Raw genomic sequence first — 1,170 nt, forward strand, 5'->3', positions numbered from 1 at the left:
GATTCGCCCAACCAGGAGGTTCCATGCAAGAACGAAAGACTTATACCCGCGAGTTCAAGCAACGTGCTGCAAGCATGGTTCTTGACGACAACTGCTCGGTTCCCGAGGTCTGCGCATCAATGGACGTCGGCCCCACAGCTCTGCGCCGCTGGGTAGACCAGGTTCGTAAAGAGCGTCAGAAAGGGCAACCAGTGCCAGGTACCAAGGCAATTAGCGATGAGCAGCGGGAGCTCCAGCAGTTACGCGCCAAGATCAAGCGTTTAGAGACCGAGGCCGAAATCCTAAAAAAGGCTACCGCTCTCTTGATGTCGGATCCCGATCGTTTTTCCTGATCGAGGAGCTGAGAGAGTCAGGCTCGTATCCGACCATTCAGCTTTGCAGCGCTCTGGGCGTTTCCCGCAGTGCGTTTTATGACTGGCTTGATCGCCGCTCGGTACCCAATACCGAGCGTGATGTGCTCAGGGCAAAGGTCGTGCAACTGCATGCTGAAAGCAGGGGAAGTGCCGGTGCGAGAATGATTTCTCAGTACTTGAAGGCCCAGCAGCTAAAGGTTGGAAGGTATCTAGCTGGAAGACTCATGGCGGAGGCGAACCTGACCAGCAGGCAGCGCCGTCGCCACCCGTATCGCTCCAGAGGTGTAGAGGCATTTGTGGCCAAGAATGTCCTTGAACGTAACTTCCAGCCCACGGCAATCAATCAGGTGTGGTGCGGTGACGTAACCAGCCTGATGATTGGGAAGCGCTGGTATCACTTGGCCGTGGTCATTGACCTGTTCGCCCGTCGGGTCATTGGCTGGGCATTTTCTCTGATCAATGATGCCCACCTGGTCAGCAAGGCCTTGGGAATGGCGGTGGAAGTACGAGGCAAACATGCGGGCTTGATGTTTCATTCGGATCAAGGCTGCCAATACACCAGCCAACGTTTCCAATCCGAACTGCTTGAGCATGGCATAACCCAAAGCATGAGCCGCAGAGGCCAATGCTGGGACAACGCACCAACGGAGCGCTTATTTGGCACGCTCAAATCAGAATGGGTGCCCGCCAAGGGCTATGCAACGATCGAAGAAGCCAGACAGGATATGACCAGCTTCTTCTTGCGCTACAACCAAATCAGGCTCCACAGCTACAACAACTACCTGTCGCCAATAGCAATGGAGCAGTTGGCAGCTTG

The 1,170-nt window shown here is 55.0% G+C and carries 2 protein-coding genes; both read left to right on the plus strand.

Annotated elements, in window-relative coordinates:
* A partial coding sequence (locus NPS47_RS25165) for a transposase (protein ID WP_274297421.1) occupies positions 1–332 on the plus strand: 332 nt, incomplete at its 5' end.
* 35 nt (positions 333–367) lie between these two features.
* The coding region (locus NPS47_RS25170; RefSeq protein WP_274297422.1) for an IS3 family transposase at positions 368–1,170 on the plus strand (803 nt) is incomplete at its 3' end.

The sequence above is a fragment of the Pseudomonas putida genome (assembly GCF_028682475.1).
In the GTDB taxonomy this organism is placed as follows: Bacteria; Pseudomonadota; Gammaproteobacteria; order Pseudomonadales; family Pseudomonadaceae; genus Aquipseudomonas; species Aquipseudomonas putida_AG.